This window comes from Klebsiella sp. 4_1_44FAA (assembly GCF_000238715.1).
Lineage (GTDB): Bacteria > Pseudomonadota > Gammaproteobacteria > Enterobacterales > Enterobacteriaceae > Klebsiella > Klebsiella pneumoniae.
In genome coordinates, this window is record NZ_JH414799.1 from 276,266 (window position 1) to 297,769 (window position 21,504).

The window sequence follows — 21,504 nt, forward strand, 5'->3', positions numbered from 1 at the left end:
GTGCAGGAAATGCAGGCATCTGTTGTCTACTGGCTGTCGGCAAACTATCGGGCCAGCGGCGCGGCTGTCGCCATGGATGAATCTCCAGCTGATGTTATGCGCAAGGCGATGAATAAGCTGGTGAAGCGCTGGAAGAGGCGGTTTGATGACATGGCGCAAAAGCTGGCCGACAGGTTCGCTAACGACACCATGAAAAACGCGGATGCTTCACTGGCCACAGCCTTCAAAGACGCGGGGTTTACTGTCGAGTTCAAGATGACCTCGCAGATGAATAACGCTCTTCAGGCGACCATCGCCGAGAATGTCGGCCTTATCCGATCCATCCCCGAGAAGTATTTCACTGAGGTGGAAGGGCTGGTTATGCGGTCGGTAGCGCGCGGTCGCGACTTATCCTATCTCACCGATGAGCTCGAGAAGCGATACGGGATTTCCCGGCGCCGTGCGGCGTTCATTGCCCGAGATCAGAACAACAAGGCCACCTCAGTCGTTCAGTCTGCTCGACAGCAGGCTCTCGGCATTACCCAGGGAATTTGGAAGCACTCCCATGCTGGCAAAGAGCCGCGACCATCCCACGTTAAAGCTGATGGAAAGGTGTTTGAGCTAAGCAAGGGAATGTATCTGGATGGTAAATGGGTGATGCCTGGAGAGGAAATCAATTGCCGTTGCACCTGGTCACCAGTAATACCAGGCCTATCGTAAATAATCAAAATCAATCAAGGTCGCTAAGGCGGCCTTTTTTATTGCCATAAGCGGGGAAGTCTATGGACGAACTCGAATCCTACTCGCTAGCCGAGGATGAGGATAAGTGGATAACCATAAATGGTTCCCACGTCAAAATTGATGAAAATGGAGATGTTGTTGCTGGCGCTGAAGGGAAGATTAATAGTAATAAAAATGAAAAGAAATCAGCCGGGGAAAAACTATCAGCCAATGAAAAGTCAGCCATTTCCAGTTACTCAGGTGACAATTTCTTAAAAATAAACTCAGATCTTCGTAAAGGTAAAGATGAAGACCCTGATGTGGCACGCATTGACTCCGCCATTGGCAAGGGAAGTTTAGAAGGTGGAACGCTTTACCGAGGAATGAGCAGGGAGGACGCAAAAAAACTGTTCCCAGGCGGAGATATTAAAAAAGGAATGGTTGTTTCAGACCCTGCTTTTCTTTCCACATCTAAAGAAAAAAAGATCGCCGGTATGTTCAGCATCGGCGGTGTAATGCTCCAAATAGAAACAAATAAAGGTGACAAAGGGCTGGATGTTACTGGTCTTTCCAGCAACAAGCATGAAGATGAAACATTACTTCCACGCAATGCAAAAATGGAAGTGATTGGAGTGCATCCCCCAAAATCACCGGGGCATCCGGTGACAATAAAGGTCAGATACATAAGCGAGGAAAAGAGACCCGCAATGGACGGGATTACGGAAAGCCTGGCATTTGACCGCGCCTCTGTGCGCACCATCGACGCAAATGGCCGCCTTCAGATTTCACGAACGAATATCAGCAAGGCAAACGTCAACGGATACTACGGACGCGAGATACCAAGAAGCGAAGAGCTTGGGCTCGAACCAAACAAGCTTTACCGGCTTTGGCGCCACCCGGACGAGCTCCGGAAAGCAGCCAAAACCTTCAATAACATCCCCGTGCTCAGCAAGCACATCCCCGATTTTCCCACCGACCCGCCCAATGAATTTCGTGTTGGCGTGACGCACTCCAATGCGGAGTTTGACGGCACGTATCTCACGGTTGGTATGTCGATATGGGATAACAGCGCGATTGCTGGAATTGAGAGCGGAGAGCAGCGAGAGCTATCTGCATCGTACAAGTACGTCGCAGACATGACCCCGGGTGTCACCCCTGACGGCGAGCCTTATGACGGCGTTATGCGTGACATTTTCGGAAACCACGAAGCGCTGGTCCCTGACGGCCGCGCAGGGCCAGATGTACTGGTCGCAGATTCATTACCACCGGAGCTTAATCACATGCGTAAACATAAGGTAGCGGCGATCCGCGCCACCCTTAAGCCACTTCTGGCGCAGGATGCAGATCTGGAGGCAGAAGTCCGCAAAGCTCTTCTGGCTCTTGATGAGGCCGAAAAGGAAGACGAAAAAGAAAACAAAACCGCCGACGACGAAGACGACGACGAGAAGGACAAGAAAAAAACGGCGGATGATGAGGACGACGAGGAAGACAAGGACAAGAAGAAAACCGCCGAAGATGAAGACGATGAAGAAGACGACAAAGTCTCCAGAACGGCGATGGACTCTGCGATTCGTCTGGCGGCCGACAGCGCAACTAAAAAGGCTGCGGAAAACTTCCGGAAAATCCGTGAGGCAGAGCAGGTTGTCCGCCCGCTGATCGGAGACGTCGTTGCCATGGACTCAGCCGAAGATGTCTATCGCACCGCGCTTGAACAGAGCGGCGTGGATATCGCCGGCGTTCACCCGTCCGCTTATCCGGCGATGGTCAAAATGGCGATCAGCCAGAAAGAAAATTCACGCCCTGTCATTGCGCAGGATTCCGCTTCCGTCAGTGAGTTCGAAAAAGCATTCCCGACCGCTGGCAAACTGAAACGAGGTTAACATGGCAGGTTTTCAGACACGAATTAACCAGTATCCGGCCCCCGGCGTCGAAGGGGGTTTTGCTGGCACTAACCCACACGCGACCTATCAGGCCGGTGAGGGCGCCCTGGTTGCTGGCGAGGACGGCCTTACTGTCGGCCGCTTTGCCTGGGTTGTTGACGGTGTGGCTTCCAATGCCGGTAGCGGTGTTCCGTCTGGCTTTGTTCATCGTGACGGTCAGGCGTCGATCACCATCTGGCTGGGTCAGGCATCCATGCTTATCCAGCCCGGCCGCGAAATCACCCTGATGGTAGCCGGTGACTTCTGGGCCAAAACGTCAACCGCTTCCACCCGCGGGCAGAAGGTTTTTGCATCCCTGACCACCGGTGAGGTGCAAGTCGCCGCAGCCGGCGCAACCGTGGCCGGTTTTATCGAGACCGCATTCTATGCCGCAAGCGATTGTGACGCTGGCGAGCTGGTCAAAATCAGCACCTGGAGCAAGTAATGAACGAATTTCAGCGACACTACGCCGCAGCCAGCGGGAAATATGGCATTGTGCTGCCCGGCGCGAAGGACTACCTGAAACCGGAGTTTGCGGAGAATTTCGCGCTGGCGATGGATGCCCAGCCGCAAATGGTTACTGCGAATAACGCCGGTATCCCGGCCTACTTCACGAACTACGTCGATCCGGAACTTATCCGCGTTCTCGTAACGCCGATGAAGGCCGCAGAGATTATCGGTGAAGTGAAAAAAGGCGACTGGACGACGCTGACCTCGCAGTTCCCGATCGTCGAGTCGACTGGTGAAACCAGCGCTTACGGCGACTTCAACAACAACGGCATGACGTCCGCCAACGTTAACTGGGTACCGCGCCAGTCGTTCCATTATCAGACTCACACCCGCTGGGGTGAGCGCGAGCTGGACATGTACGGCGCCGGGCGTATCGGCTATGCCGCCGAGCTCAACGTGGCCTCTGCGCTTGTGCTGAACAAGTTCCAGAACAAGTCCTACTTCTACGGCATCGCCGGGCTGGAAAACTACGGTCTGCTCAACGATCCGTCTCTGAGCGCTCCGGTGACTCCGGCGGCGACTGGTTCCGGTGGTGGCGTTACCTGGGCAACGAAAGACGGGCAAGCTGTATATGACGACATTTCCGGTCGCCTCTATAAGCAGCTGGTCTCTCAGACCAAAGGCCTCGTAGAGCGCACCGATCGCATGGTGCTCGGCATGTCGCCGGAAATGGAAGTCAACCTGACGAAGACGAACCAGTACAACGTGAACGTCACCGATCAGCTGAAGAAAAACTTCCCGAACATGCGTATCGAAACCGCTGTTGAATACAGCACCGACGCGGGCGAGCTTGTACAGCTGATTGTTGAGCGTCTGGGCGAGCAGGACACCGCTTACGCAGCATTCACCGAGAAGATGCGCGCGCACGCTGTCGTGGTGGAAGAGTCTTCCTGGCGGCAGAAAAAATCCGGTGGCACCTGGGGTGCAATCATTCGTCAACCGCTGGGCATTGCCAGCATGATCGGGGTGTAACATGGCCGAAACAGTAACTGTAGGATGCAAACTGCCGAACGGCCTGATCCTGGAGCAGGGCGGGTACAAAGTGGAGCTTAACGGCTCCAACTCCTCTATCGTTGTCGGCGGCTACGGCCTGACCGAAAACGTGGACAAGGAAGCCTTTGAAGCGTGGCTGGCAGTACATGCTGATCAGCCCTACGTTCGCAAAGAGCTGGTGTTTGCCCAGGCGAAAACCAGCAGCGCTCAGGCGAAAGCGAATGAAAACGCTTCGGAGAAAACCGGTCTGGAAGGTCTGGATCAGAACAACCCGGCCCCGGGCATTGAGAAGGCGGACAAAAAATAATGGCGATCGTTGTCTTTGATGTTGCCGCATTTCGTGAGCGTTATCCGGAGTTCGATGCCGTAAGTGAAACGCTGCTTAATGCGTACTTCACGGAGGCAACGATTTACCTGAATAACACGGACAGCAGCCCGGTAAAAGATATCTCTATCCGGGCTCTTTTCCTGAATATGCTGGTTGCGCACATTGCGGCGCTGAATTCAGGCGTAAACGGCGAAAAGGCTTCTGGTCTGGTTGGGCGAGTGGCAAGCGCATCGGAGGGGTCTGTATCGGTTTCGACTGATGCGGGGCCTTCCAGCGCGTCATCGTGGTGGTATCTACAGACGCCATACGGTGCAGCTTACTGGCAAGCTACGGCCCCTTATCGCACTGTGCGATATGTCCCTGGCTCATCCCCTTCAATGTACCCGGGCCATTATAACCGTCGTTCTTTCATCCGGAGGTAGCTATGGATGGAATGTCAGGCGGCGATAAGCTGATGGAGCACCTGCAGTCGATCGCAAAGGGACTTTCCTCTGGCGATGATTTGAAGGTGGGCTTCCTTGAAGGGTCCAAGTACCCAGACGGGACGCCGGTAGCACTTGTGGCAGCCACCAACGAATTTGGTGGCACTGTAAAAATCCCGGCGCATACCCGGGATTTGAACTTTTACGTTCGCCGTGACGGTGTTTCGCGCTTCGCAAAGCCATCAAAGGCCAATTTCGCGCAGTCAGTAATGATACCCGAGCATATCGTTACGATCCCATCCCGGCCGTACTTCAGGAAGACCATTTCTGAACATGGTCCGGAGTGGGGCGGAGAGCTTGGGAAACTCATGAAGGCAAACGATTTTGACGCCCGCAAAAGCCTGGCGCTGATGGGGGAGCGGATCAAGGGGCAGATTCAGTCGTCAATCATCGCTTTTTCTGAGCCGCCGAACGCAAAAAGCACGGTCGACAAAAAAGGGTTTAATGACCCGTTAATCGGCTCGGCCCACATGCTGAACTCGGTCGACTACGAGGTGAAAGAGTGAATCTTCATTCCATAGTGCGAAGCGCCATTAGCGCGGTTAATCCTCGCGTCGAGGCGCAGATTTACCGCTCGATCGGACCAATCAAAAACCCGGATTACTCGACTTCTCCTGGCTTCGCGCCGCCGGTAACGATGATGGTGCAAAAGCAGGCGCTGAGTCAGGCTGATATCAGGCACATGGATAACATGAATATCCAGGGTGTGCTGGTCAGTATCTGGACGGATGGCAACTGGTGCGGGGTTAACAGGGATCGGCAGCAGGGCGGCGATAAGTTCGTTATCGGCAATGAAACGTGGCTGGTCGTGGATGTGCCTGAAATCTGGCCGGACTGGACGAGGGTTATCGCATGTCAACAATTGACGTAGGCCTGCAGGTCACTGAAAGCGATCTGTTTAAGGCGACTGGCGATTTCCTTTCTGTCCTCTTTCCGGACGCAGAGATCACGCAGACTCAGCAAAATCAGACCCCCATGCCGAAAGGCGGTTTCATTACTATGACGCCGCTTTTTCTGACGGACCTCTCAACCAGTGCTGTCAATTACGAGTATGACGGCGTTAGCGATTACGGGCGGGCAGAACTTTGCCGCGTTGATGAATGGCAATGTCAGCTCGATTTCTACGGAGATCAGGCGCAAAACAATGCCACCATCTTTTCGCGCATTGCCCGCTCCGAATTCGCATGCACCTGGTTCAGGGAAAACGCAAATGTCCTGGTACCGCTTTATTCCGGCCCCCCGCGGCAAACCTCGATGATCAACGGCGAGAAACAGTGGGAATCCCGCTGGACGCTTGAATTCCACGCAAACCCGCTGATTGTCGTCAGCGTTCCTCAGCAGTTTATGACAGGCGCAGATGTGATATCGCAGCCGGTCGACGTGAGATTTCCTCCGGAGAAATAATAAATGGCAATTTCGCTATCAAAAATCGCCCAGATGCTTCCCGGCGTACTGAAGGCGACAGGGACAGCTATTGATCTCAATGGCCTGTTCCTGACCGACAGCGCATACGCGCCGGTTGGTGCAGTACCCTCATTTTCCAGTGCGGATGAGGTAAAGGCGTACTTCGGCAGCGCGTCGATTGAGTACACCGCCGCGGTGCTGTATTTCGCCGCATTCACCGGTAAAACACAGATGCCTGGCAAGCTGTATTTTAGCCGATTCAATACCGCAGCAGTGGCGGCATTCCTTCGTTCCGGATCGCACGCCGCGACCACGCTGGCACAGCTCAAGTTGCTTTCGGGTACGCTGACTCTGACCGTTGACGGCACGGAGGAGACTTCTGCGGCTATCAACCTCAGCGGCGCGACCAGTTTTGATAACGCGGCAGAGCTGATTGAAACAGGCATTGGCTCCTCGGTTGTAGTGACCTGGGATAGCGTGCTGAAGAAATTCATCATCACCTCTGCCACCACAGGCGTGGATAGCACCATTACCTTTGCCGATGAAGGTACGCTTGCTACGGGTCTGAAACTGACCGAAGCGACCGGCGCGGTGATCTCTCAGGGTGCGGCGACGGCAGTGGTTGACGATATCTTTACTGCCATTCTGGCCAAAGAGCAGGACTGGGTAACATTCTCCACGACGTTCGCTGTCACCAAAGACCAGGCTAATGCGTTTGCGCTCTGGACAAACAGCCAGAACCACCGCTTTGCCTATGTCCCATGGGACGCATCAGGAACGGCAATCGTGGCGGGCAGCTCGAATGCACTGGTGTACGACATCATCAACACCTACGCCTATAACGACACCTGCCCGGTGTATGGTTACCCGAACCACGCAGCAAACGCGATGGGGTTTGTGGCTGCGCTGAACTTCACGCAGGCCAATGGGCGCTGTTCGCTGAATGGTCGTCAGGTGTCCGGCCTGCTGCCGATGATCAGTAACGATACTGATTACGAGGCGGCCAAGGCCAACGGTTATAACTTCTACGGCAACTATGCCTCGAATGCCGTCGAAACCAACCAGTGGGCGCCCGGCTCTATTACCGGTGATTATGCCTGGCTTGACGCATGGGCTGGTCAGGTATGGGTAAATGCTCAGCTGCAGGCGGCTCTCGTTGCGCTGTTCCAGCAGGCGAGCAATCTGCCCTACGCAGCAGCCGGAAAAGCTCGCATTGAGTCGTGCATGAAGCCGACCATTGAGCAATTCAGGGCGTGGGGTGGCATGACGGCGGGCACCGATCTTGACCAGTCGCAGATCGACCAGATTAACGCCATCGCTGGCGTCGATGTTACGGATTCGCTTATGGCTGAAGGGTATTACGTCTACATCGGCCCGTTCACCGCGGCAATGCGCGCCGCGCGTACCAAGCCAACGGTTTACTTCTGGTACACCGACGGCGGGATCATCCAGGGTATCACCGTTAACAGCGTGGAGGTGCAGTAATGTCCGGTCAAAATATTACGTCGGCAGACGCGATCATTGAGCTGGTAATCGCTGAGCTCTACCCGTCAGGGTTTAACCTGGAGCAGTTCGAAGCGCAGAACATCTTCGAAATGGGTGATACTGACACGGCAGAGTACCAGCGTACTGCTGACGGGAAACTGCTGGGCGGTTTTGTTTATGGTGATCTTCCGTGGACTTTCCATCTGGCGGCATCATCCCCGTCGATTAAGTACATCGACAACTGGCAAACCACGCAGATGACCACGCGGTCTGTGCTGCGTGTCAATGGTACGGTGATCCTGCCGTCGCTGGGTAAAAAGTACATTATGACCAACGGTATCCTGCAGCGCGCGCGCCGTATGCCGTCTGCCGGCCGTGTGCTTCAGCCGGTAACTGGACTCATCCAGTGGGAAACTGTCACCCCGGCAGACTACTCAGCGTAAACAATCAGCCCGGCCAAGTCCGGGCTTTTTTATACCAGAAATAAACCCCTGCGCGTCGCAGCGCATTTAACTCCCGAGTCTTTCAGAAAGCTGAGCCTGAGAAATGCCGTATAGGTGCGGACCTTCTCGGGGCGGCATTTCTGTGCGAACAGGCTCATCTTTCTAAAGGAAATACCGCAATGTCATACCCAACAGTTATTAACGGACTTGATTTCCGTGACCTCATTTTTGTTGCTGACAACGACCCGGTAACTGACTCGTTTATGGTGGCGAAGGCATTTGGGAAACGTCCTGACAACGTCATTCGTGATATCGAAAAAACTATTAAGGCATGCCCGGAAGAGTTCGATACAAAACTCAATTTTGAGGTTTGCTATAAAAACAATGAGTTGCAGAACGGAAAGCCGCAGAAGTTCTATCGGCTTCGCAAAGATGGCTTGATGCTTCTGGTTATGTCCTACACCAAAAAAGAGGCGATGCGTATCAAGATCGCTTACATCAATGCTTTCAACTGGATGTACGCGATGCTTCAGGTTGGACGGCGCCAGTTTGAAGAAGAGCGTAACGCCGTCATGCTGGAGTTCCTGAAAGAAAAGGATGTTGCCAGTATCTCTGGTCGCCTGTTACGCCGGTGGGGGAAAGAGAAGAAGCCCCAGCTACTTTCACGCATTGAGCAACTGGACAAGCAAGGCCAGTTGGCATTGCCCGGTTTTCCTGGTGCGCTTACCGAATCATGAAAACCACAAATTCGTGGTTTTTGAATGGCCCACTACGGTGGGCTTTTTTATTGCCAGATAACTCATTCAGGAAACAAAAATGGCTCGTAAAAGCATCGTATTCACGGTTGAAGCAGATAACCGTGACAAGGGTAAGCAGTTCAAAATCACCGAAATGCCTGCGAGACAGGCCGAAGAGTGGGCGATCCGCATGGCGTGCGCCGTGATTGGCGCCGGCGTTACCGTTCCCGACAATATGATGATGGCCATCGGTGCTGCGGTGGCGCCGGCCCCAGCCGAGGATAACGCAGAAGCTCGCGAGCTGTACGAAAGCGTGATGGCCAGCGGTATGGCCGGACTCGCTCAGTGGGGTATCACTTCACTGGCTAAAGTTCCGTTCGCACAGTCAAAGCCTCTGCTTGATGAGTTGCTTGGCTGCGTGAAATTCCTCGGGGGTAACGGTATCGAGACAGCGCTTGTTGACGAAGGTCAGATCGAAGAAATCAGCACCTGGTCGCGCCTGAAAATCGAAGCCTTCAAACTCCATATCGCTTTTGTAGCAGCCACCGCAAGTTAGAAATCCCCCTGTCTGTCCCGGAAGATTCAGATCGCGGCTTCATACAGTATGCGAATGTACCGCGCACCATTGCCGCGGTGATCTCCGGGAAAATGGCGACACTCCACGAACTGGACACCGTATACAGCGTCCAGGATATGTGGTGGCTGATTGAAATAATGACCGTGGATAACACCAACAGAGCCATAGCAGCGGAGAGTGATCATGGCAGCAACGGTAATTGACGCCCTCCTGGTAACGCTGGGCCTTGATACTTCTCAGTTTCGCAAAGGCCAGCAGGAAGTCAGTGACGACCTGAAAAAGCAGCGCGAGGACGCCAAAAACACCGCCAAAGAAATGGCAGAGCAGGGCAAGAAAGCCGCTTCGTTCTTCAGCAGCATAAAGACGGAGTTGCTGGCGCTGACCGGCGTGACTGTCACCGCTGGCGGCCTGATGAGCCTTGTTAAAAATACCACTTCCAGCCTGATGGACCTTTCAATTCAGTCAAAGGCTCTTGGCATGACAGCCAGAGAACTTGATGGTTTCGGAAAAGCTGCCGAGTCAGCCGGAAGCTCTTTTGAGAGGATTACGGCCGCCTTGCAGGGTTTTCAGGCTGCAAAGCAAGGATCTCTATTTGGGGATACCAGTAGCCCAATTTTTAGCGGCATGCGGATGCTTACGGCGTTAACTGGTGATACTTTTGACGTCTATTCAAAGGATGCCAAGTCACTTGCAAGGTCTTACCTAGAGTCACTCAGGAAAGTCAAAGACCCAAACATTAGGCGCCAGATTGGTGCTATGGGCGGGTTCGATGATGCGACCATTCAGCGAAACCAGGAGGGAAGATTTCTCCCTGACGTTGATCGCTTAACCAAAAGTTCAGGCATTACAGATGCCTCAACCAAAGGCGCCAAGGAGCTTACTGCTGCATGGGCGGAGCTTGGTCAAAATCTAGAGACGGTAAAAAACCAGATTTACGTGGGCTTGATACCAACCATTCGCGATCTGAATGGTCTCCTCATTGAGTGGTCGTCTGGTAACGCAAAATCCTCTTCATTCTTCAAAGAGCTGAAGCGGGACATTAACGACATAACTGGTATTGACCTTGGTAGCTGGACGCTCTCAAGCGATCTGCGCAACCTCAAAGATAACTTTTCCATGCTCGGGAAAGTGCTTAACCACCTGGGAAATGCTTTAAACGAGCTCAATAATGGCAACTTCTCCAAGGCTGCCGATGAGTTTAAAAAGGCGTGGTACGGCACTGAAGACGGTAAGCCTACCGGTAATGATGCACTGCCCGGAGTGACCAAGGCAGCCGAGCAGGCGCTGAAGAAAAACGGCGGAACGCTGGATTTTAAACCCGATCAGGATTCTGCGTATTTAAGCCCGCAGCAGCAGGCGACGCAGAAAATGCTTGATGCCGTTAAGTTTCAGCCACTTCCTGAACAGCGTCGGCAGCAGCAGGACGAGAGAAACTACTGGGAAAGCACAAAAAATCTCCTGTCAAAAATTGCTGACGCCCTGATCTCTCCTGCGGGCGCAGCAACAATGCAGCCTGACACCTCGGGATACCAGCCAAACGTCCCGCTTAACGCGCAGGCCGCTCGTCTTGGCGCTAAAGGAAAGGCTTTTCTTCAGGCAATGGCTGGCGAGTTCGGGGCGCTGGAGGGTAAATATGGCCTTCCTGCCGGCCTGCTGTCTTCGGTAGCTGCTACTGAATCTGGGGGCGATCCGTATGCGGAATCGAAGGCTGGGGCTAAAGGATTGTTCCAGTTCATGCCAGGCACAGCAAAGGATATGGGACTGAATGGTCGTGATGTTTACGATCCCCACAAATCCGCAGAGGCCGCTGCGAAATACCTCAACTGGCTTATGGACGCCACAGGAGGTGATCTTGAAAAAACACTCGCTTCCTACAATTGGGGACTCGGAAACGTCAAGAAGAAAGGCATGGATAACCTTCCCTCGGAAACTCGCAATTACGTCCCTAAAGTCATGGCGGGAATGCGTCCCGGCGCCGGTATGGCTGTAGACCGCGCGATGCCCGGGCAGGCTGGCGGTGTTTATAACTTTTATGGCACCAAAATCACTACCCAGGCCCAGAACGTGCAACAGCTTACCAGCGACATCAAAAAGCACGGCGACAACCGCGTCATGCTAATGGCTGGCTACTCAGGACAATAACTTATGTCGTTTTCTCTGAATGTCTCAACAGTGCTATCCGCCATTCAGGGAGGAAGCCTGTTATCCGTCCTTAACAGCGCCCTGTCGCCAACTTACCGGATCACCTACAACACGGTGGATAAGTCAATTTCAACCGCAATAGCTGGGCAGGAGGTTTTCTCTCCGTCCGGCTGGGTTAGTGTTGATCGCTACGGTGATGCTAACGTGACGAAGGGACCGGTTGAAAATGGGCAGTATACTTCGTACAACAAGGTCCGGCAGCCATCGGAGTTAAGGGTGATCCTGGCGCTTGAAGGATGGACCGCATATACAGGAGCGCTTCCAAATCTGACAAACTTCTCTCTTCTTAGCCGAAGTAATTTCATCAAAAAGCTTGATGAGATGAAAAACACGGCCAGCACCTACAACATCGAGACGCCGGATACGGTGTATTACAGCTACGACTTGACCCACTTCGATTATTTTGTGGGGTCATATCGCGGGCAAACGTTGTTGATGGCGAACTGCACTTTCGAGGAGATCATGGATAGCGGTGAAGTAATTATCGCTAATGGGGTTTCCGGTAAGGCCCCGACAAATAACGACAAAACAAACAAAAAGGGCGCTGCAAAAACAGAGGTGATCACTGCTTCAACTAAAGAAGTAACACTTACTGACGCAAAAAACGCATGGACAAGCGGAAATTCATCGCTATCAAGCGCCATTGATCTTACCGGCAGTGCCATAGTTTCAGGTGTCAATTCGGCGGCCAAATCGGTATCGCAAGTATGGGATAACTCATCAACAGCGGTCGCAAAACAGATAAAAAGCACGGTGGCTGACTTTCTTGAAAATAAGGTGATGTGACATGCAGGAAATTAGCTTATCACCGTCACTTTCTCAAAAGGTGTATGTCTCTCTTGGCGGCCAGAACTGCGCCATCAAGCTACATCAGCGCTCAACTGGATTCTACATAGACCTGTATGTTGATGACGCAGCAATTATGCAGGGCGTACTCTGTCTTAACTGTATATATCTCGTCAGATATAAGTATCTTGGATTTAAGGGAGATCTCATTTTTGTAGACACAAAAGGGGATGCCGATCCGGTTTATGACGAAATAGGGACGCGCTTTAAGCTGTATTATGCGTCGAGTGATGAGGTGGGCCGATGAGCTATAAGGAAAGAGAGTTAACGGTTGAGTTTACTCTGGCCAATGGCACCTTTGACGGTAAAAAAGGTAACACGCTCATAGCAGAAGGGTTCAAGTGCGAGCTTTCTGTTTCGGCGTATGGTGGAGCTACCGGGACAATGATGGAGCTTAGCCTATGGGGGTTATCCCTTGATAATATGGCTAAACTGACCACCAACTCCGAAAAGTTCTTCGGTGAGCAACAAAACGCTATACGGGTGTTTACTGGAGATGTTTGCGTGTTTATGGGCACGATAATATCAGCCAGGGTGAACCTGAATCAGATGCCTGATGCCCCGATTGAAATCACGGCCTCAGCTATTGGGAAGGAGAAACTTGTAGTATGTGAGCCAACATCAATTGAAGGTGAAGCGTCTGTCGCCGATATGATAAACGCACTGGCCTCTAAGGTGGATTTGAAGTTCGTAAATGTTGATGTTAAATCAGTGCACAGCAACCCTTATTATGAGGGAAATGCCATTGAGCAAATTCAGAAAATTGCAGCCGACCATAATATCATCGCAGATATAGACTTTGGGACGGTTACAATCTACACCGGGGAAAGCCCTGTTGACTCTGTAGTTCCATTTATATCTCCAGAGCATGGATTAATTGGCTACCCTATTTTTTATGATATTGGTATAAATTTCCGCTGCATTTATTCACCATCAATAAAGCTGGCACGAAAAATAAAACTGGAAACCTCTCTCCCTCACGCAAGTGGAGATTGGATAGTCCAGTATGGAACCACTCATTATTTGTCATGCAAGGTCCCCGGCGGCCTATGGGAAACATTCGTTGTAGCTTATCCAGGATTTGTATTTGGAGTGTGAGATGCTTACCAAGCAAAAGCCTAGTGACATGTCGTGTCAGGGGAACGCTGTTCTTTCGCTTATAGCCGGAGCCATAAAAGGCTGCGTGTTTGCTGATATCGTCATAGTCAAAAAAGTGAATGGCAAGACCCTTACCGTTTTTCCTCTGGTTACTGGAACAAACGCTTCGGGCGGTTCCATAGCAAACCAGGATGTTTACAATGTTCCATTCATTCAGTATCAGGCTGGAAACAGCTCGGTAAAAATGACGCCACGAGTAGGCGATATTGGCTTGGTGATTGCCTGCGATAAAGACATCACAAATGTGAAAAAAACTAAAGACGGCGGCCCTCCACCAACTCAGCGCAGGCACTCATACTCAGATGCCGTTTACATCACGGCTATCGCAAGCCTGAACGACGAGCCGACGGAATTCGCAGAGTTCACCGGCGGTGGTGTTAATATCAAAAGCCCGGGCATCGTTAACATCAATGGCTTGAAAGTCCACCCAAGCGGGCGGCTTGAGCTTGTAGATGGTTCTGTCGTTGATGGGCACTCTCATGGTGGGGTAGTATCAGGAGGAAGCCGAACCGATCCCCTGGAGCCGTAATAATGATTAAAAAGCCCTTGCTATTAACAATTCTACTAATAACAACAACTCTTTCACATGCAGAGACGCTTGACGAGTTTTTCAATAAAAACAAATCGATTAACGATGATATTGAAATTAGGCTGGCGATCAAAAAGGAAGCTTTTCAGCTTGCCTCATCAGAAGCATATACCGAGGGATCCAGCGACATAACTGGTAGAAGTAGTAGCCTAATGCGCAAAGATGGTGGAAGTTATGCCAGATATGCAGTGAAAACGCTCGTGGATGCTTGCAATAATAAAGGACCATACCAAAGCCACCTTGACGACAATGCATGCAAGAGATTAGAGGACAAAGTTGGAAGTATAAAATAATGAAAGCCCACCATTAGGTGGGTTTTTTACTTTTACTCATTTGAGTAACCCATGCGCTTCCCGAGGATTGCAGCAAGCCTTCTGTTATGTTCCTCTCCCTCACGAAGAATAGCAGCGGTAAAGGGATCTCTTTTCTCAAGTTCGGCAAGAAACGCAGCCTTTTCCTCTGGCGTGGATTTTGAATCCAGAGCCGCCTGGGTTGAGTCAAAATCGACAATGTCGGTTTCAGCTATCAGCTTTTCTGTCTCCAGCGCATCTTGAAGGATCTGGACAATCTCAGAGTTCATAGACCTGCCGTTCCGCTTGGCGCGATCGGCTATGGCATCGCGCATGCCAACAGGCAACCTTACATTAAACCTGTCCATTTCTTGGCTAGGGAATTTGCTCATAAGTCCTCAAAGTTTCAATTTCGACGACAAACAATAGCACCAACTTGACATTGTTTTAAATGGTGCTAAATTGGTTGTAGAACCAAGTTGACACCACAGAAGGAGATAGTAGATGCAAGACGTACTCTATACCGGCCGCAAGAACGACAGTTTCCAGCTTCGCCTGCCAGAGCGAATGAAGGAGGATATCCGGCGCTTAGCTGAAATGGATGGGATTTCGATTAACTCTGCAATTGTGCAGCGTTTGGCAAAAAGCCTGCGTGAGGAGCGCATGAATGGTCAGTAAAAACAGCGAAGCCCCATTGGCGGCAACCTTTGGGGCTTCTATCGAAAATAACCGCGAAGGAAATATCGACATGAGCAGTGTACAGAACAAAGAGCTAAGTTTCCACAATGTCACATTGGTACCAGCGCCTGTTGCGGATGGTATTTGGCTGACATCTGCAGATGTCGCTAAGGCACTGGGATATGCTTCAAGCAAAAGCGTTTCGACCATTTACTCACGTAATTCCGACGAGTTCACGAGCAGCATGTCAATGGTCATCAAAATGATGACCAACGGAATAAACAATAACTTACGTGAAAAGTCGGTCCGCGTGTTCTCTCTTCGTGGTTGTCATCTAATCGCGATGTTTGCCACTACCGATAAGGCGAAAGAGTTCCGCCGCTGGGTGCTGGATATTCTGGATCGGGAAGTGGCGCATTCGCCGATTGCGAAGCAGTTCAGTGATGATGAGCTTTGCTCTTTGGCATGGTTATGGCGTGCCAGCGACATCATGCTCAAGGCCTGCGATAGCGTCACTCCGTTGTTGAAAGTGGCTGGGCATCGCCAAGCTGGGCATTTTCATTCAATCGGGCAGGAATTGCCACGATCGATTAACAAGGCAAGAGAAGTGATTAAGCGCGAGACGGCGCATATCGAATTTCACCCATGGAAGGATGATAACTGGAGCAGGGTATTACCACACCTGCGTCAGGAGATGTTGCAGTGATGCATAAATAGAAAAGCCGGTAGTTACGAGCTACCGGCCATCCATAAATCTGTCATAAGGGTCCAACCAATGACTTCATTAAATTTAGCACCAAAAAGCAGTGTTGTCACCGATAAAACCATTGACAGCCAGTCTTTGCTGATGATGGTCAATCAGGCTCGCAAGCAGTGCGGGGAGCCAGAGGTACGCAACAATAAGTTCATTGAAAAAGTAGTCGACGAACTTGATGGGGAGTTTTACACAAAAAGTGTAAAACCCTCCGGCACTAATGGCGGCCGTCCTGTTGAGGTAATTGACATGACGATCAAGCAGGCCCTTCGCGTGGCGGCCCGTGAGTCTAAAGCCGTTCGCCGCTCTTTGGTTGATAAGCTGGAAGACATGCAGGCTATCCAGGTGCCGACCAAAAGCACCTCAGGGCTTACTGAATATCGGCTTGCCAAAGCTGAACAACTCAAAGCTCAGGCGCTGGAGAAAAACATCGCATCGGCCCGCGAGCTGATGTCAATGTTCCCTCGGCTTGGTGAATCGGCTAACCAGGTGATCGTCGCCACTCTCGTTAACCCACTTCTCGGTCATGAAGTTGTGCCACTGCCGGCGATTGAAGAGCATTACTATACGGCGGGTGAAGTGGCGGCGCAGCTCGGTTGCACTGCGAACAAGATCGGTCGTGTGGCTAATAAACACAATCTGAAAACAGAGCAGTACGGCAAGTTCTTTCTGGATAAGTCGAGACACTCAGATAAGCAGGTTGAGGCGTTCCGCTACAATGCAGAAGGTGTAAAGGCATTGCGCCACCTGATCCATGGCGCAGATGTAGCCTAACTATCTGATAATAAATCTAAGCACTAATTAGTGCTTCGAAAACCAAACCTCGCTTCGGCGGGGTTTTTTTATGGGCGAAATCCATGAAAACAATCTCTCTCAAACTCGATCCCGAAACCTGGGACCTTGTCCTTGATGAGCTGGGTAATATCGCCACGGTAGAAAACCCCTACGCCTGCGCTCAGGACGTAGCGACGGCATGCCTGGCTATACGCGGTGAATGCATTTACGAAAAAGATACCGGCGTTAATTACAAAGAGCTGCTGAACGTTAAGGCCAGCACTGGCGCCATGGCGGCCGCGCTTCAGGTTGAAGCGTTGCGGATGAGCTATATCGCACGCGCTGAGCCGACGCTGATTAACAACCGAGATACGCGCCGCACTACCGGCGTTATTGCGATCGTGGATACCAACGGCCTGGATTCCAGCGTCACCCTGTGAGGAAAAAATGACGACAATCTCTACGGCGGTACCGGCCGTGACCTTTTCCACCACTGGCCTTGATGTTCCAGATGAGGGAGACATTCTTGCCGGGCGCATAGCAGATATTGGTTCTGCATTCGGGACGGCGATGAGCACGAACCTCAAGACGCCGCAGGGGCAACTGGCTGTCACTGATACTGCAATCATCGCCGACAAGAACGATCAGCTTCTGGCTATCGTCAACAACATGAACCCGGACTTTTCCTCCGGCAGATTTCAGGATGGCATCGGCAGGATTTACTTCCTCGATCGCATTGCTGCTGCGGGTACGGTTGTAACGGCCACATGCTCCGGCGTACCGGGAACGGTGATCCCGGCGCAGTCCTATGCAACCGACGATAACGGTTATATGTACGTGTCCCTGGCGGCCGGAACGATTGGCGCAGACGGGACGGTAAAGATCGAGTTCCAGAACCTGACTACCGGGCCGATAGCTTGCCCCATTGGTACGCTGACAAACATCTATGTTGCGGTAAGTGGCTGGTCGAGTATCACCAACGAGACTGCGGGTGTGCCGGGCTCGAATGTTGAAGGGCGATCTGCATTTGAGTATCGCCGGCGCCAGTCAGTGGCACGTAACGCCTTTAACACGGCAGCGGCTGTGCGGGCTGCTGTCCTGGAAGTCGACGGGGTGCTTGATGTTTATGTGATCGACAACAAAGAGCCCACTTCCGTCGAAAAAGGTTCCACGAATTACATGCTGCTGGCCAGCTCGATTTATATCGGGGTTTATGGCGGGGCAGTGGCTGACATTGCAGCGGCCATCAATAAAAAACTCCCCCCGGGCACCGTTATGAACGGTGACACCACCGGAACCGTGCAGGATGCCGAAAATTATGACGCCCCTTATCCGGAGTACACCTACAGGTGGAAAACGCTGGATGCGGTGAGCGTTCATATCAAGGTGGAATACGAAGCGAATGATGGCCTTCCATCAGATATCAACGCGCAGATCAGAACGGTCGTCCTGAATGCCTTTACCGGCGCAGATGGCGGTACCCGGGCGCGTGCCGGCGCGCGAATTTATGGCAGCCGCTATATCGGACCCATTCAGGCGCTTGATGCACAGAACATGAACGTGCTTTCGGTCCAGATCTCTCTGGACGGAACCACCTGGTCTAGTGCGCTGACCATGGGCATTGATCAGGAACCGACCCTCGATACGACAAACATCATAACGGAGGCGGTAAGTGAATAATGTTGACTGGACGATCTACGCGCAGTACGTGAACTCAACCAGCCTGCGGTCACTGATTGACACCTTTAACGCTTCTGTAGCGCCAGAGGACTGGATAGACACGTTCTATGACCTCGTATTCAACATCGAGACCTGCGGCGATTACGGGCTGATGTGCTGGGGTAAAATCGTTGATGTAGAGCGTTTGCTGACTGTGACGCCATCCCAGCAGTTTCTGGGGTTTGGCGAAGCGACCAGCACCCCGGCAGAACTCACCGACCCGCAACCCTTTAACCAGGCGCCTTTCTATACCGGCGTGCAGGACACGAACACAGTGGTCCTGACCAATGAGGCATACCGCAAGCTGATCATGTGCAAAGCGATGGCGAACATCAGCGACTGCACCGTGCCGGTCATGAATCGCATGCTGATGTACATGTTCGGCGCAAGCGGGCGGGCTTACGTGCGTGACGATGGCAACCATGTCATGAGCTACGTATTCGAGTTCCAGCTTTCCGATTCGGAGCTGGCCATAGTGCAAAGCTCCGGAGCACTTCCTTCCCCGCCTGGGGTAAAAGTAAACATCGTTCAGGAGGTCTGAATTGAACAATTCAGCCATGCCGTCACGTCTGACGGTTGTTTTTTCTGCGAGTGGTGACAAAAACACGATCCCGGTAAATTCCACCCCTGAAACGTTGGCTGATGGCCTTGCCGCGATGGACTCAGGATTTCCTCCGCTTACCCGCATCGCTCTATCTGCTGGCGGTAAGCCGCCAAAAGGGCAGGATTTTAATGGGATTTTTAATGATGCCTATACTCGCCTTCAATGGGAGCAAGCAGGAGGTTTCTATACATTCGACTCTGCATTTTCGGCAGCTATCGGTGGATACCCAAAAGGCGCGATTCTTATCAATTCAGCCAGGGATGGATTCTGGCAAAGCACTATCGAAAATAACACGACAAATCCTGATGCTGGCGGTATTGGATGGATTAATTATTCATCAGGACGACTCCTGAACGTGCAGACATTTTTATCATCCGGCACTTATACGCCAACCCCTGGTGCTAAGTCGGTTGTTGTTGAAATGGTTGGCGGTGGTGGTGGGAGCGATGCTGCCCCAGCCACTGGAGCGGGGCAGGTGTCAATAGTTTCAGGTGGTGGGGCCGGTTCATATGCTAAGGGTAGATTTTTAATAAATTTCACCAGCATTAGCATCGTTGTTGGCGCTGGCGGACAGGGGGGCACCGCAGCATCTCCGGTTGGCTCTGTTGGTGGTTCAAGCTCATTTGGATCGCTAATGGTTGCGCCTGGCGGAACAAGAGGTCCGTCTGCCGGACCAGCAAATCCACCTTTTCTACCTCAGGGTAATGTCGCATCAAGCGCTCCTTCCGGTGCCAATATCATAGGCTCTCCAGGAGCCCCATCTACACCTGCATACGCTAACGCAACCCAGTCATTCCTCGGATCACCTGGGGCAAGTAGCGTTTTTGGAGGCGGGGGATGGGTGCCATCATTTGGAGACCCGGCTATTGATGGGCAGGCATATGGTTCAGGCGCATCTGGTTCTTCACAAGGACCATCCTCTCCGGCAGTAAATGGTGCCCGCGGCAAGTCTGGGATTGTAGTTATTTACGAATATTCATGAGAATAAAAGATGGCAATTACTGATACCCAACAATCTGCGCAGTTTGCGGCCAGTGCAGCGGTTAGCGCCGCAGAAGCAAAACAGTATGCTCTTAGCATTGAAAAACCGATCATTGATATTGCCGAATCCGTATCCGAAGCCAAGGATGCTGCAGTAGTTGCGGGGTTGGCGAGAGATGAGGCTAAGGACATCGCATCTGGATTATCAGCAAGCATTGACTTTGAGCTTGCCGCAAAAGAAGCTGAATTTGAGTCTCAGATGCAGGGGCAAAGAACCGCCTTCGAGGTCTCTCAGCAAGACAAAGAAAGTGATTTTTTGTCATCTCAGAGCCAGAGGGAGGCTGATTTTGTCGAGTCGCAGACCGACAGGGAAAACAGATTCCAGACGTTTCTTGACAGCTCTGGCTATGTTTTCCTTGGTGATTACGAAAATGGCCCATTCCAGTTCAGTGCACGTAACCAGTATATCCGCTACGACAATCAGTATTACCGCCTGAATGCCACCACGGATGTCGGCTTTACGACCACCGGAACCGATGCAACCAGCTTTGCTAACGACGTTACTCACTTCGTTCTGATGGATGGTGACACGCTTCGCCAAAATCTGGGTTCAGGCGACGGCGCTAAACTCGTTGGTGGAATAGGATTTGTGTCTCCGGAAATGTTCGGCTACCTGCACGGCGTTTCTCCTGATGCTGTGCCTTACTATCAAAAGGCTGTTGATGAAGGACACGCCAGAGGGCTTCCCGTGCAACTGACGGGGAAATATTACGCCACAACCTATCCTCATAAAGTCACTTTACCAGGCGATGACGGGACCGCTTACCCAGGGTGGGTGGCTGCGGGGAATGATGCAAATATTGCCGCGGAACACGAAAATCATATTTATGCGGCTATTCGACTTTATCCCGACTCCGTTGTTATCGGCGACAGTATGCAGAACTGCGCGTTAATTGGAGACTGGGATTCTGATACGCCTGTGATTAACAATAACCAGCACATTGGTTATTTTATTTCCGGTGACTCATCAGACGGTTATATTCGCCCGCAGCTGGTTAATCACGGTGTGCGCAACTTCTTTATCGGTCGCTATGGGAATGGCGTTCTTGACCGGTCCACAGAAGATAATTTCCTCATCCGTGATTGCTGTCTGACGGGCTGGTTTATGGGGGCCGACTCCGTTTGCAACGGTTTCGTTGTCGCCCGTGATTGCTTTACCGGCGACGCCTATGGCGGGGCGTGGACGCAACGAAATGCCGCGGTCACGATTCCGTATCTCCCACCCTATCCGGCGGCAGAGATTTTACAAAGTGGGCTGGGTTGATGCTATCC

29 protein-coding genes and 1 pseudogene are annotated in these 21,504 nt (G+C 52.0%); 29 read left to right on the plus strand and 1 reads right to left on the minus strand.

Annotated features, from left to right (window positions below):
- Positions 1-9: 9 nt before the first annotated feature.
- The 21 genes and pseudogenes from HMPREF1024_RS19055 to HMPREF1024_RS0125990 all read left to right on the plus strand — a co-directional run bounded on the left by HMPREF1024_RS19055 (position 10) and on the right by HMPREF1024_RS0125990 (position 14,665).
- Complete coding sequence (locus HMPREF1024_RS19055; protein WP_009308030.1) at positions 10-699, plus strand: phage minor head protein; 690 nt, start codon at positions 10-12, stop codon at positions 697-699.
- Positions 700-819: 120 nt separating this feature from the next.
- Positions 820-975: a hypothetical protein gene (locus tag HMPREF1024_RS31710; RefSeq protein ID WP_014342910.1), complete on the plus strand. Its 156-nt coding sequence runs from the start codon at positions 820-822 to the stop codon at positions 973-975.
- Positions 945-1,946 (plus strand): annotated as a pseudogene (locus HMPREF1024_RS31715) (DUF2213 domain-containing protein); the annotation flags it as partial. The gene HMPREF1024_RS31710 and the pseudogene HMPREF1024_RS31715, both read left to right, overlap by 31 nt.
- A 309-nt stretch (positions 1,947-2,255) precedes the next feature.
- Entirely contained in the window at positions 2,256-2,579 is a 324-nt protein-coding gene (locus HMPREF1024_RS31720; RefSeq protein ID WP_076742001.1) for a hypothetical protein, read from the plus strand.
- Between the two features lies 1 nt (position 2,580).
- The gene (locus HMPREF1024_RS19050; RefSeq protein WP_009308034.1) at positions 2,581-3,063 is read left to right on the plus strand and encodes a hypothetical protein; all 483 of its coding nucleotides are present in this window, start codon (positions 2,581-2,583) and stop codon (positions 3,061-3,063) included.
- The gene (locus HMPREF1024_RS19045; RefSeq protein WP_009308036.1) at positions 3,063-4,100 is read left to right on the plus strand and encodes a DUF2184 domain-containing protein; all 1,038 of its coding nucleotides are present in this window, start codon (positions 3,063-3,065) and stop codon (positions 4,098-4,100) included. Before HMPREF1024_RS19050 ends, HMPREF1024_RS19045 begins: the two co-directional genes overlap by 1 nt.
- 1 nt (position 4,101) lies before the next feature.
- On the plus strand, positions 4,102-4,428 hold the full coding sequence (locus HMPREF1024_RS19040; protein WP_009308038.1) for a hypothetical protein: 327 nt from the start codon (positions 4,102-4,104) through the stop codon (positions 4,426-4,428).
- Complete coding sequence (locus tag HMPREF1024_RS0125980) at positions 4,428-4,871, plus strand: DUF4054 domain-containing protein (RefSeq protein ID WP_032419584.1); 444 nt, start codon at positions 4,428-4,430, stop codon at positions 4,869-4,871. Before HMPREF1024_RS19040 ends, HMPREF1024_RS0125980 begins: the two co-directional genes overlap by 1 nt.
- 2 nt (positions 4,872-4,873) lie before the next feature.
- Positions 4,874-5,437 carry a hypothetical protein gene (locus tag HMPREF1024_RS19035; RefSeq protein WP_009308040.1) on the plus strand — a complete coding sequence of 188 codons (564 nt, stop codon included), beginning with the start codon at positions 4,874-4,876 and terminating at the stop codon, positions 5,435-5,437.
- The gene (locus HMPREF1024_RS19030) at positions 5,434-5,802 is read left to right on the plus strand and encodes a hypothetical protein (RefSeq protein ID WP_001518127.1); all 369 of its coding nucleotides are present in this window, start codon (positions 5,434-5,436) and stop codon (positions 5,800-5,802) included. Before HMPREF1024_RS19035 ends, HMPREF1024_RS19030 begins: the two co-directional genes overlap by 4 nt.
- The gene (locus HMPREF1024_RS19025; RefSeq protein ID WP_009308045.1) at positions 5,784-6,335 is read left to right on the plus strand and encodes a hypothetical protein; all 552 of its coding nucleotides are present in this window, start codon (positions 5,784-5,786) and stop codon (positions 6,333-6,335) included. Before HMPREF1024_RS19030 ends, HMPREF1024_RS19025 begins: the two co-directional genes overlap by 19 nt.
- Before the next feature lie 3 nt (positions 6,336-6,338).
- Positions 6,339-7,820, plus strand: coding sequence for a DUF3383 domain-containing protein (locus HMPREF1024_RS19020; protein WP_009308047.1), 1,482 nt, complete (start codon positions 6,339-6,341; stop codon positions 7,818-7,820).
- The gene (locus HMPREF1024_RS19015; protein ID WP_009308049.1) at positions 7,820-8,263 is read left to right on the plus strand and encodes a hypothetical protein; all 444 of its coding nucleotides are present in this window, start codon (positions 7,820-7,822) and stop codon (positions 8,261-8,263) included. The genes HMPREF1024_RS19020 and HMPREF1024_RS19015 overlap by 1 nt, the downstream gene beginning before the upstream one ends.
- A 179-nt stretch (positions 8,264-8,442) precedes the next feature.
- Positions 8,443-9,000 (plus strand): Rha family transcriptional regulator, encoded by a 558-nt coding sequence (locus HMPREF1024_RS19010; RefSeq protein ID WP_009308051.1) that lies wholly within the window; start codon positions 8,443-8,445, stop codon positions 8,998-9,000.
- A 79-nt stretch (positions 9,001-9,079) separates the two neighbouring features.
- The gene (locus HMPREF1024_RS19005) at positions 9,080-9,556 is read left to right on the plus strand and encodes a hypothetical protein (RefSeq protein ID WP_009308053.1); all 477 of its coding nucleotides are present in this window, start codon (positions 9,080-9,082) and stop codon (positions 9,554-9,556) included.
- A gap of 204 nt (positions 9,557-9,760) precedes the next feature.
- Positions 9,761-11,719 carry a lytic transglycosylase domain-containing protein gene (locus tag HMPREF1024_RS19000; RefSeq protein ID WP_009308055.1) on the plus strand — a complete coding sequence of 653 codons (1,959 nt, stop codon included), beginning with the start codon at positions 9,761-9,763 and terminating at the stop codon, positions 11,717-11,719.
- A 3-nt stretch (positions 11,720-11,722) separates the two neighbouring features.
- A complete protein-coding gene (locus tag HMPREF1024_RS18995) occupies positions 11,723-12,565 on the plus strand; it encodes a phage baseplate protein (RefSeq protein ID WP_009308056.1) in 843 nt (280 codons plus the stop codon).
- A 1-nt stretch (position 12,566) separates the two neighbouring features.
- Positions 12,567-12,872, plus strand: coding sequence for a hypothetical protein (locus HMPREF1024_RS18990; protein WP_009308057.1), 306 nt, complete (start codon positions 12,567-12,569; stop codon positions 12,870-12,872).
- The gene (locus tag HMPREF1024_RS18985) at positions 12,869-13,723 is read left to right on the plus strand and encodes a hypothetical protein (protein ID WP_009308058.1); all 855 of its coding nucleotides are present in this window, start codon (positions 12,869-12,871) and stop codon (positions 13,721-13,723) included. Before HMPREF1024_RS18990 ends, HMPREF1024_RS18985 begins: the two co-directional genes overlap by 4 nt.
- A gap of 1 nt (position 13,724) precedes the next feature.
- Positions 13,725-14,312: a Gp138 family membrane-puncturing spike protein gene (locus HMPREF1024_RS18980; protein ID WP_009308059.1), complete on the plus strand. Its 588-nt coding sequence runs from the start codon at positions 13,725-13,727 to the stop codon at positions 14,310-14,312.
- A 2-nt stretch (positions 14,313-14,314) separates the two neighbouring features.
- Complete coding sequence (locus HMPREF1024_RS0125990; protein ID WP_032451341.1) at positions 14,315-14,665, plus strand: hypothetical protein; 351 nt, start codon at positions 14,315-14,317, stop codon at positions 14,663-14,665.
- Positions 14,666-14,697: 32 nt separating this feature from the next.
- On the opposite strand, the gene HMPREF1024_RS18975 is transcribed toward HMPREF1024_RS0125990, so the two are convergent.
- Positions 14,698-15,054, minus strand: a complete 357-nt coding sequence (locus tag HMPREF1024_RS18975) for an Arc family DNA-binding protein (RefSeq protein ID WP_009308060.1) — start codon at positions 15,052-15,054, stop codon at positions 14,698-14,700.
- Between the two features lie 112 nt (positions 15,055-15,166).
- Here HMPREF1024_RS18975 and HMPREF1024_RS18970 point away from each other — a divergent pair, with 112 nt between their 5' ends.
- The 8 genes from HMPREF1024_RS18970 to HMPREF1024_RS31730 all read left to right on the plus strand — a co-directional run bounded on the left by HMPREF1024_RS18970 (position 15,167) and on the right by HMPREF1024_RS31730 (position 21,496).
- A complete protein-coding gene (locus tag HMPREF1024_RS18970; RefSeq protein ID WP_004223324.1) occupies positions 15,167-15,340 on the plus strand; it encodes an Arc family DNA-binding protein in 174 nt (57 codons plus the stop codon).
- Positions 15,330-16,046 (plus strand): P22AR C-terminal domain-containing protein, encoded by a 717-nt coding sequence (locus HMPREF1024_RS18965; RefSeq protein ID WP_009308061.1) that lies wholly within the window; start codon positions 15,330-15,332, stop codon positions 16,044-16,046. Before HMPREF1024_RS18970 ends, HMPREF1024_RS18965 begins: the two co-directional genes overlap by 11 nt.
- Before the next feature lie 69 nt (positions 16,047-16,115).
- On the plus strand, positions 16,116-16,868 hold the full coding sequence (locus HMPREF1024_RS18960; protein WP_004177048.1) for a hypothetical protein: 753 nt from the start codon (positions 16,116-16,118) through the stop codon (positions 16,866-16,868).
- 83 nt (positions 16,869-16,951) lie between these two features.
- On the plus strand, positions 16,952-17,308 hold the full coding sequence (locus tag HMPREF1024_RS18955; protein WP_004177047.1) for a hypothetical protein: 357 nt from the start codon (positions 16,952-16,954) through the stop codon (positions 17,306-17,308).
- A 7-nt stretch (positions 17,309-17,315) separates the two neighbouring features.
- Positions 17,316-18,548 (plus strand): baseplate J/gp47 family protein, encoded by a 1,233-nt coding sequence (locus tag HMPREF1024_RS18950; protein WP_009308062.1) that lies wholly within the window; start codon positions 17,316-17,318, stop codon positions 18,546-18,548.
- Positions 18,541-19,128 carry a DUF2612 domain-containing protein gene (locus HMPREF1024_RS18945; RefSeq protein WP_009308063.1) on the plus strand — a complete coding sequence of 196 codons (588 nt, stop codon included), beginning with the start codon at positions 18,541-18,543 and terminating at the stop codon, positions 19,126-19,128. The genes HMPREF1024_RS18950 and HMPREF1024_RS18945 overlap by 8 nt, the downstream gene beginning before the upstream one ends.
- Before the next feature lies 1 nt (position 19,129).
- Entirely contained in the window at positions 19,130-20,173 is a 1,044-nt protein-coding gene (locus HMPREF1024_RS28470) for a glycine-rich domain-containing protein (protein WP_009308064.1), read from the plus strand.
- 9 nt (positions 20,174-20,182) lie between these two features.
- Positions 20,183-21,496 (plus strand): hypothetical protein, encoded by a 1,314-nt coding sequence (locus tag HMPREF1024_RS31730; RefSeq protein ID WP_009308065.1) that lies wholly within the window; start codon positions 20,183-20,185, stop codon positions 21,494-21,496.
- The last annotated feature ends 8 nt before the right edge of the window (positions 21,497-21,504 follow it).

Excerpts from the sequence above, each read along its gene's own strand:
- HMPREF1024_RS19055 (WP_009308030.1), top strand. The coding sequence starts at position 10 with ATGCAGGCATCTGTTGTCTACTGGCTGTCGGCAAACTATCGGGCCAGC.
- HMPREF1024_RS31710 (WP_014342910.1), top strand. The coding sequence starts at position 820 with ATGGTTCCCACGTCAAAATTGATGAAAATGGAGATGTTGTTGCTGGCG.
- HMPREF1024_RS31720 (WP_076742001.1), top strand. The coding sequence starts at position 2,256 with ATGGACTCTGCGATTCGTCTGGCGGCCGACAGCGCAACTAAAAAGGCT.
- HMPREF1024_RS19050 (WP_009308034.1), top strand. The coding sequence starts at position 2,581 with ATGGCAGGTTTTCAGACACGAATTAACCAGTATCCGGCCCCCGGCGTC.
- HMPREF1024_RS19045 (WP_009308036.1), top strand. The coding sequence starts at position 3,063 with ATGAACGAATTTCAGCGACACTACGCCGCAGCCAGCGGGAAATATGGC.
- HMPREF1024_RS19040 (WP_009308038.1), top strand. The coding sequence starts at position 4,102 with ATGGCCGAAACAGTAACTGTAGGATGCAAACTGCCGAACGGCCTGATC.
- HMPREF1024_RS0125980 (WP_032419584.1), top strand. The coding sequence starts at position 4,428 with ATGGCGATCGTTGTCTTTGATGTTGCCGCATTTCGTGAGCGTTATCCG.
- HMPREF1024_RS19035 (WP_009308040.1), top strand. The coding sequence starts at position 4,874 with ATGGATGGAATGTCAGGCGGCGATAAGCTGATGGAGCACCTGCAGTCG.
- HMPREF1024_RS19025 (WP_009308045.1), top strand. The coding sequence starts at position 5,784 with ATGTCAACAATTGACGTAGGCCTGCAGGTCACTGAAAGCGATCTGTTT.
- HMPREF1024_RS19020 (WP_009308047.1), top strand. The coding sequence starts at position 6,339 with ATGGCAATTTCGCTATCAAAAATCGCCCAGATGCTTCCCGGCGTACTG.
- HMPREF1024_RS19015 (WP_009308049.1), top strand. The coding sequence starts at position 7,820 with ATGTCCGGTCAAAATATTACGTCGGCAGACGCGATCATTGAGCTGGTA.
- HMPREF1024_RS19010 (WP_009308051.1), top strand. The coding sequence starts at position 8,443 with ATGTCATACCCAACAGTTATTAACGGACTTGATTTCCGTGACCTCATT.
- HMPREF1024_RS19005 (WP_009308053.1), top strand. The coding sequence starts at position 9,080 with ATGGCTCGTAAAAGCATCGTATTCACGGTTGAAGCAGATAACCGTGAC.
- HMPREF1024_RS19000 (WP_009308055.1), top strand. The coding sequence starts at position 9,761 with ATGGCAGCAACGGTAATTGACGCCCTCCTGGTAACGCTGGGCCTTGAT.
- HMPREF1024_RS18995 (WP_009308056.1), top strand. The coding sequence starts at position 11,723 with ATGTCGTTTTCTCTGAATGTCTCAACAGTGCTATCCGCCATTCAGGGA.
- HMPREF1024_RS18990 (WP_009308057.1), top strand. The coding sequence starts at position 12,567 with ATGCAGGAAATTAGCTTATCACCGTCACTTTCTCAAAAGGTGTATGTC.
- HMPREF1024_RS18985 (WP_009308058.1), top strand. The coding sequence starts at position 12,869 with ATGAGCTATAAGGAAAGAGAGTTAACGGTTGAGTTTACTCTGGCCAAT.
- HMPREF1024_RS18980 (WP_009308059.1), top strand. The coding sequence starts at position 13,725 with ATGCTTACCAAGCAAAAGCCTAGTGACATGTCGTGTCAGGGGAACGCT.
- HMPREF1024_RS0125990 (WP_032451341.1), top strand. The coding sequence starts at position 14,315 with ATGATTAAAAAGCCCTTGCTATTAACAATTCTACTAATAACAACAACT.
- HMPREF1024_RS18975 (WP_009308060.1), bottom strand. The coding sequence starts at position 15,054 with ATGAGCAAATTCCCTAGCCAAGAAATGGACAGGTTTAATGTAAGGTTG.
- HMPREF1024_RS18970 (WP_004223324.1), top strand. The coding sequence starts at position 15,167 with ATGCAAGACGTACTCTATACCGGCCGCAAGAACGACAGTTTCCAGCTT.
- HMPREF1024_RS18965 (WP_009308061.1), top strand. The coding sequence starts at position 15,330 with ATGGTCAGTAAAAACAGCGAAGCCCCATTGGCGGCAACCTTTGGGGCT.
- HMPREF1024_RS18960 (WP_004177048.1), top strand. The coding sequence starts at position 16,116 with ATGACTTCATTAAATTTAGCACCAAAAAGCAGTGTTGTCACCGATAAA.
- HMPREF1024_RS18955 (WP_004177047.1), top strand. The coding sequence starts at position 16,952 with ATGAAAACAATCTCTCTCAAACTCGATCCCGAAACCTGGGACCTTGTC.
- HMPREF1024_RS18950 (WP_009308062.1), top strand. The coding sequence starts at position 17,316 with ATGACGACAATCTCTACGGCGGTACCGGCCGTGACCTTTTCCACCACT.
- HMPREF1024_RS31730 (WP_009308065.1), top strand. The coding sequence starts at position 20,183 with ATGGCAATTACTGATACCCAACAATCTGCGCAGTTTGCGGCCAGTGCA.